The sequence below is a fragment of the Photobacterium sagamiensis genome (genome assembly GCF_050337085.1).
In the GTDB taxonomy this organism is placed as follows: Bacteria; Pseudomonadota; Gammaproteobacteria; order Enterobacterales; family Vibrionaceae; genus Photobacterium; species Photobacterium sagamiensis.
In genome coordinates, this window is sequence record NZ_JAKJSP010000096.1 from 1 (window position 1) to 7,535 (window position 7,535).

Sequence of the window (7,535 nt, forward strand, 5' to 3'; positions counted from 1 at the left end):
ACCATGGGATCGATCAGAAAACCCTAGAACACTGGCTGATGCAACATTACATGATATTGGTCTATCTTCCGGCATACAGTCCGGAATTGAATCTGATCGAAATCCTTTGGAAACAGGCCAAGTATTACAGACGCCGCTTTATTACTTGGAGTAAAGAAACACTGGAAGCAGAAATCGCTGCCTTGTTAGATGGCTATGGCAACTTATTTGAAATAAGTTTTTCTTAGTTACTTATATGCCAGAACTACCTCATGATTGAATCTCGCATCTTGAGGTAGTTTGGATATAAATAAAAAAGGCAGCGAATACTCGCTGCCTTTGCTTCTTCAATATTAATAAAACCGATTAGCGATTGATCATCTGATCGCGCTCTGGGCCAACAGAAATCATTTTTATCGGCACACCCATCAGCTCTTCAATGCGCAACACATAATTTTGTGCTGCTACTGGCAAACTATCAAACGTGCGGCAACCTGTAATGTCTTCGTCCCAGCCTGCAAGCTGCTCATAGATAGGTGCAAGTTCAGCAGTTTGCGGCCAGATAGGGTTCTCGCAATGCTCACCTTCATAAGCAACACAGATTTTCAGGTCTTGCATACCGCTTAAACAGTCGATCTTCGTCAGTGCAACTTCTGTTGCTGCCTGAAGTTCAACACCGTTTCGAGTGGCTACCGCATCGAAATAACCCATATCACGAGGACGGCCAGTCACTGCACCATATTCATTAGCAGCTTCACGGAAATTATCCTGCTCAGCCATCGCCGTGACCAGCGTACCTGTACCCACCGATGAGCTAAAAGATTTTGCAACAGCAATAACACGCTCAGGGCGAAGTGCCGGCAAACCACTGCCGATCCCCGCATACGCTGCTGTAACATTAGAAGAGGTTGTCCACGGGTATTCGCCAAACACCAAATCACGACCGGCACCTAGCTGCGCTTCGAAAAGCAGGTTCTCACCTTGTGTTTGCAGTGTTTTTAATGGCTCAGTCACATTGCAAATTGCATCTCGCCATGGCGCAGACACTTCCAGTAGCCACTCGGTCATCTCTTCTGCTGTTTGAGTAAATTCAAACGTTGGATACAGCGCTTTTAACTGCGGTAGTTTCCAGTCCAGCATGAACTGGATACGTTCAAGCAGTACTTCCGGCTGTTTCAGCCATCCGACCAGAATGCCTTTCTTCATCACTCGGTCGCCATAAGCGGGTGCTATGCCCTGGCGTGTTGAACCGTATGCACCGTCGCCTAAACGCTCTTCCTCTAAAGTATCTTCGATAGCGTGGAGTGGAAGACAAAGAGTCGCACGGTCTGAAATACACATTTTGACGTTAACGCCAGCCGCTTTAATTTCAACCAGTTCTTCAGACAAAGGAGCGGGACTGATCACCATACCCGGGCCTAGCACCGCAATACAGTCGGGATTAAATACGCCGCTCGGTAGTTGGTGTAATTTGAAGGTTCCGAAGTCGTTAACCACAGTATGACCTGCATTGTTACCACCCTGGAAACGAATACTCGCAGATGCTTCACCTGCTAAATAATCAACAATACGGCCTTTACCTTCATCACCCCAGTTAGCACCAACAACAACGATAGACGACATGATTTAATCTCCTCAAAAGCGAAGCCACTATCCTAGGCCTCAATGGATAATAAGAATAATTAATTATTGTTATTAGCTTGATAAGGATTCCATATGAGATTAATGTTGATCCGGACTGAGTGATGAGTTTCGAACAGCGAGTATATGTACCGACACTCTCTACCCGCCCCCCAAAGACAGGATCACCTATGTTAGATATCCATTGGCTCAATACCTTCGTAAGTTTAGCCAAGCTGAAACACTTTGGTAAAACTGCCACTGAGCTACACATGACACAACCCAATGTGAGTTTACATATCAAGCAATTAGAGCAATCCACACGGGTAAAGTTGATAGAACGTAGCCCGTTCAGATTGACTCAGGCGGGCTACCGGCTGCTGCAAAGTGCCGAAAATACCCTGATGGAACTACAAACCTGTCAGGCTGATCTGAATGCCATAAATGATCTTTGCAAGGGCACATTAACCATTGCGGCAAGTGATATTATTTCACGTCTGTTACTGATCTCACCGTTCCAATCATTTAAAACCGAATTCCCGGGCATTGATCTTTCTTTACTCAATACCACGTCGGCACAGGCGGCTGAACTGGTTAAAAGTGCTAAAGCCGATCTCGGTTTTGTGATGGCGCAGAAGGAAAGCCAGCCCCTGCACTTTACTGAGCTTCAACAAGTAAAATGGTGTGCATTAGGTAACGGCCTTACCGAGTGGCAACAAGGAAAAATACAGCCCCAAGAGCAGTTACAGGAAGAGCCGACACTGATCCTGCTGGGCCACGATACCCGCACCCGTGATCTGATTGATTCTGCCCTTCCTCAGCTTAACCTGCCAAAATACCGTGTCATGGAAGTCGGTAGCGTCGATGCCCAGATTGATTGGGCTGAAGCGGGCTTTGGGGTGGCGATTGTGCCTGAGTTCTCCCTGCACCCTAAGCTGAACCTACAAACCAAGATCACGCCGCTACCCCAATTCCCCACCACCAGCCTGGGTTACATTGTGCGGCAAAATCAAATCCTTTCCCGCGCCATTAAGCAATTGCTGCACTGGGTAAATGATGAAATAACGAGTTCTAAAAGAAAGGGATAATTAACCAACCGAAAGGGCGTGCATACGCCCTTTTTTCAAAGACGTTTATTAACTCTTCGTAACGTATATAACAGACTTTCTCCGATTTGATGAAAATCAACGCAATTGAAGCCTTCATCGCTTTGCCACCGATTTTTGTCGAGTTCGTCACATAAATTGATTAAACTGCCGCCATCAAATTTTTTTACTTTGGATGAATTGTAATGTACAAACTGGTTGCATTAGACATGGATGGCACCTTGCTTAACTCACAAGGTTCGATTTCAGCAAGAACCAAACAAGCTATTGCAAAAGCGCGCGCAATGGGGGTAAATGTCGTATTAGCTTCTGGCCGTCCGCTTGAGGGAATGACAAAATCTCTGCATGAACTGGATCTTACAAGCAATGATGATTATGTGCTTTGTTACAACGGCTCGCTGGTTCAAAGAGTAGAAAGTCAGACTGTTATTCGCAGCCAGTTGCTAAAAGGGACTGATGCTAAAAACATTGGCAGCCTCAGCCACGATTTTGGTGTTCACGTCCATGCTTTTTCTCGCCGCCAAGGGTTGATCACACCAGAAAACAACCACTACACCAACCATGAAGCAAAAATAAATGGCCTGGAAATTACTGAGGTTGATTTTGCCGAGCTGGACAACGGCGAAGAGATCTTAAAGGTCATGATGATTGATGAACCAGAGCGTTTGTCTGCAGCCATTTCCCGCCTGCCAGCATCGCTGTACGAGCAATACACCATAGTACAAAGCGCACCATTCTTCCTTGAATTCATGAACAAGAACAGCAATAAAGGTATGGGGGTAAGCGCACTGGCTGAACACTTGAACATTGATGCCAGTGACGTTATTTGCATGGGCGATGCGGGTAATGATCACCACATGCTTGAATATGCGGGTTTGAGCGTTGCAATGGGCAACGCTACCGAAGAAACCAAAGCACTGGCAAACTACATCACGGATACCAATGACAATGACGGTGTTGCCAAAGTTATCGAGAAGTTCATTCTCAACGCTTGATACTAATCAGCATTAAAGTTGTTGAAACAACCATAAAGTGATATTTACAACCATAAGCTGATATTTATCACGTCCATAACTTGATATTGCCTTTTTCTATACCATACTTTTGTAAGTTTACGACATATGGTGAAAGAGGCAATATTATGTCTACGACCCTTTTCCCTTCCCCAGAAGTACTCGACGCACTCAACGACGCTTTTACTACTCCTGCGAGAAACTTAACAAAATCGCGTGGCAAAAACATACATCGATTTGCTAGCGCCAAAATGGGTCGAAGAGTATCAGTTGAATCTTCGTTAGAATGTGATGCTTGCTATCATTTTGATTTCGCTAAAAGTATTCGAAGATTTTGCTCTCAACCTATCCGATATAGTTATGTTTTGGATGGTACAAGGCACAAGTATGTACCTGATTTCCTGGTCGAGTTCGAAAATGGTGAATTCGTTCTTTATGAGGTCAAAAACGATATCGAAGTATCATCATTTCAATTCAAAAAAGAGTTTAAAGCAAAGGTAGCTGCGGCGGAAGAATTTGGCATTGCTTTAGAATTAATCGAAGAGCACCAAATTAGAACTGGAACACTTTTTAAGAACTTAAAGTTAATCCACCGTTATGCATCTCGCAATGATCTCAGTCAGATCCAAAGAGCGGTGTTGTCTATTCTCAGTAGCGATGGTGCACAACGAATAGAATCACTTATGTCGAGAACAGGGTTATCTCGGCAGCGCATTATGCCAATAATCTGTGATCTTTTGTCCAAATGTTTGCTTGAGGCAGATTTAGACATTCCTCTGACGCAAGAAACAGAGATTGGTTTAGCGTATGCCTAGTTCTACATTCTCCAATTTACATAGAAAAGCAAATCAGGCAATCCCTGAGAACAAAGGGGTAAATAGTGACCCCTTTGCAATGCAGGAGGAGTCTACCTTCAAAGACCTAACTGCATTTAGTGATGAAATTTTGCATGAGGTGCAGTTTCGCTTAGCAATACTAAAACAGATAAGTCAGCAATGTGACAGCATAAATACCAAAACAATTGAGCCTCTTAGAGTAGAATTACAGCGAGAATCTCAAAGAAAAATTCCTAGCTCTATAACAATCTACCGTTGGTGGCTCAAGTTTCGAGAGTCTGGCTACGACCCGGTATCCCTAGCGTCCAAATCTAAACAACGCGGAAACAGAAATATAAAAGTTCCTAAGGTTGTTTCTGAGTTCATGGACCAAGCGGTAAAGCACGTCATTTCAGCAAGAAAAACGAATATTCAGTCTGCATTTCGACGAGTTAGGAGAAAAGTTCGCCAATATAACTTAGCTCACGGTACACACTTTAAGTATCCAAATTATGAGTCCATTCGTAAACGAGTTAAAAAGCTAACACCTTACGAGAAATTAGAGGGAAGTAAGGGGAAGCGTGTTGCGAAGCGAGAATTTCGGCGAATGGGTAAAAGAATACTTACATCGAACGTGCTTGAAAGAGTAGAGATTGATCATACCTGGCTGGATTTATTTGTTGTACATGAGGAGCACAGAATTGCTATAGGGAGACCATACCTTACTCAATTAGTTGATTGTTATAGCAAAGCAGTTGTTGGCTTCTACTTAGGGTTTGAGCCGCCAGGTTATACATCAGTAGCTCTGGCTCTGAAAAATGCGATTCGCCGTAAAGAGGAGCTACTAGCTCAGTATCCTTCGGTAAGGCATGATTGGCTTTGTTATGGTATTCCAGATTTACTTGTAACAGATAACGGTAAAGAGTTTTTGTCGAAAGACTTTGATCTAGCGTGTGGAAGCCTCCTTATCAATACTCATCAAAATAAAGTTGAGACACCAGACAATAAACCGCATGTAGAAAGACAATACGGCACCAGTAATACTTCTTTATTAGATGATTTACCAGGGAAAGCATTCAGTAGCTATCTTCAACGTGAAGGTTATGATTCCATCGGTGAAGCGGCCTTATCTTTGAATGAAATTACAGAAATATATTTGATTTGGTTGGTCGATATTTATCACAGAAAGCCGAATAAAAGGGGGACAAACTGTCCCAACGTTGCCTGGAGGCAAGGTTCTGAAGAGTGGGCACCAGATGAGTTTGGTGGCTCAAAAGAAGAGTTAGATTTTCGGTTCGCTAAATTAGATAGGAAGATGCTAAGAAAAGAAGGTATAACTGTCTACAAAGAGCTTTCTTATAGTAGTGAACGACTGGCTGAATATAGAGGTCAAAAAGGTGATCACAAAGTGACCTTTAAATACAATCCAGAGAATATGGGGTTTATTTGGGTTCTTGACGAAGATAAAGAAGAGTACTTCAAAGTACCAGCAATAGATTATGAATATGCAAGTATAGTTTCTTATTGGCAACACAAAAAAAACCTAGAAATCAAAGAAAAGCTAAATAATTCTGACTATGATATAGATGCTGAGATTGATGCTGAAATCGCCATAGAGGAACTTGTTGAACAATCTATGGCGCAAAAGAAAACTGCGATAAGAAATAAGCGCCGTGGAGCTAGATATCAAGAAAACGCTACCAGAGCCAAATCATCGAAGCGTAAGGATGTTACTGCAGAATCCCAAACTAACAGTATTGTGGAATCTGACTCCGATGACAGTGGTAGTTGGGATATAGATTACGTCTAGGAGAATATGTAAATGGATGATAAGAATGTTCGGATTAGTATGGCTAAAAGAGCTTTTGTTTCCACTCCTAACGTAAATACAATTCTAAAAAATATGGGCAGGTGTCGAGACTACTCAGACTTAGAAACAGAACCAACCTGTATGATGGTATACGGAGCTTCTGGTGTCGGCAAAACTACGATAATAAAAAAGTATTTGAAACAAAACCAGGGAGACTCGAATCTAGAAGGGGATATTGTCCCTGTGTTATACATAGAGCTACCAGAGAATGCAAAGCCTGTTGATGCTGCAAGAGAAATGCTTCTAGCATTAAATGATCCACTTGCATTATCTGAAAGTGATTCGGCTGTATTGACAAAACGGATAGTTGAACTGGCGCCAGCATTAAAAATTGAGCTGATCATAATCGATGAATTTCAGCATTTAGTTGAAAAGTCATCAAATAAGGTGCTCAGTCGGGTTGGTGACTGGCTTAAAATGATACTGAATAAAACAAAATGTCCAATGGTTCTATTTGGGATGCCTTATTCTAAAGTCGTTTTAGATGCTAACTCTCAGTTGCAAGGGAGGTTTTCAATTCAGCTTCATTTACGACCTTTCAGCTACCAACATGATAAGGGTACTTTTGAGATCTTCTTAAAGAGCCTTGATGCAGCTTTGCCCTTTAAAAAATCAAGTGGCTTATCATCAGAGAAAATGCAAAAAAAATTGTACGCTTTTTCAAATGGAAATATGCGTTCACTGCGTAACTTAATTTATCAGGCATCAATACAAGCAATCGAAAAGGGCTGCGATTCAATTAACGAGGAAGATTGGGTTTTCGCTTCCGAGCTTACTTCTGGTGACAAGCCTTCAACGTGGCGAAATCCATTTATAGCTGGGACAACTATTACCAAACAGATGTTGGCCGATCCGCCTAAAACTATAGGCTGGGAAGATTACCTGCGAAACAACAAAAAAAGAGGCAAACCAGGAGATATCAGCGAGCTGTTTCGTTGATGCTATCAGGTATTTTATGATGTTTTCTGATGCATACTCTTTCGGAGAAGCCATCGATTCCTCTCAACTGTAACTCATTTCGGGACAGAACCTTGTTAGAGTTGCGACTCCAACAAGGTTGATTTACATTAGGAAAAGTATCTTGAAAACTTAAACTTTTGTTCAAGCCCTTATATGCTTAGCCAGCGTTTTA

Annotated in this window: 6 protein-coding genes and 1 pseudogene; 6 read left to right on the forward strand and 1 reads right to left on the reverse strand. The window is 42.5% G+C overall.

Translation table 11 applies throughout. The features are described from left to right. A pseudogene (locus L4D76_RS28040) lies at nt 1-125 on the forward strand (transposase); the annotation flags it as partial. 220 nt (nt 126-345) lie between these two features. Here L4D76_RS28040 and L4D76_RS28045 read toward each other — a convergent pair. Beyond that, complete coding sequence (locus L4D76_RS28045) at nt 346-1,602, reverse strand: adenylosuccinate synthetase (RefSeq protein ID WP_428444117.1); 1,257 nt, start codon at nt 1,600-1,602, stop codon at nt 346-348. A gap of 188 nt (nt 1,603-1,790) precedes the next feature. On the opposite strand from L4D76_RS28045, the gene L4D76_RS28050 reads away from it, so the two are divergent. The 5 genes from L4D76_RS28050 (at nt 1,791) to L4D76_RS28070 (ending at nt 7,342) form a co-directional block, all read left to right on the forward strand. Then, nucleotides 1,791-2,687 (forward strand): LysR family transcriptional regulator, encoded by an 897-nt coding sequence (locus L4D76_RS28050; protein ID WP_428444118.1) that lies wholly within the window; start codon nt 1,791-1,793, stop codon nt 2,685-2,687. Nucleotides 2,688-2,890: 203 nt separating this feature from the next. Beyond that, nucleotides 2,891-3,700, forward strand: coding sequence for a sugar-phosphatase (gene yidA / locus L4D76_RS28055; RefSeq protein ID WP_428444119.1), 810 nt, complete (start codon nt 2,891-2,893; stop codon nt 3,698-3,700). 146 nt (nt 3,701-3,846) lie between these two features. Next, a complete protein-coding gene (locus tag L4D76_RS28060) occupies nt 3,847-4,533 on the forward strand; it encodes a TnsA endonuclease N-terminal domain-containing protein (RefSeq protein ID WP_428444120.1) in 687 nt (228 codons plus the stop codon). Further along, a complete protein-coding gene (locus tag L4D76_RS28065) occupies nt 4,526-6,343 on the forward strand; it encodes a Mu transposase C-terminal domain-containing protein (protein WP_428444121.1) in 1,818 nt (605 codons plus the stop codon). Before L4D76_RS28060 ends, L4D76_RS28065 begins: the two co-directional genes overlap by 8 nt. Nucleotides 6,344-6,355: 12 nt before the next feature. Next, the gene (locus tag L4D76_RS28070) at nt 6,356-7,342 is read left to right on the forward strand and encodes a TniB family NTP-binding protein (protein WP_428444122.1); all 987 of its coding nucleotides are present in this window, start codon (nt 6,356-6,358) and stop codon (nt 7,340-7,342) included. The last annotated feature ends 193 nt before the right edge of the window (nt 7,343-7,535 follow it).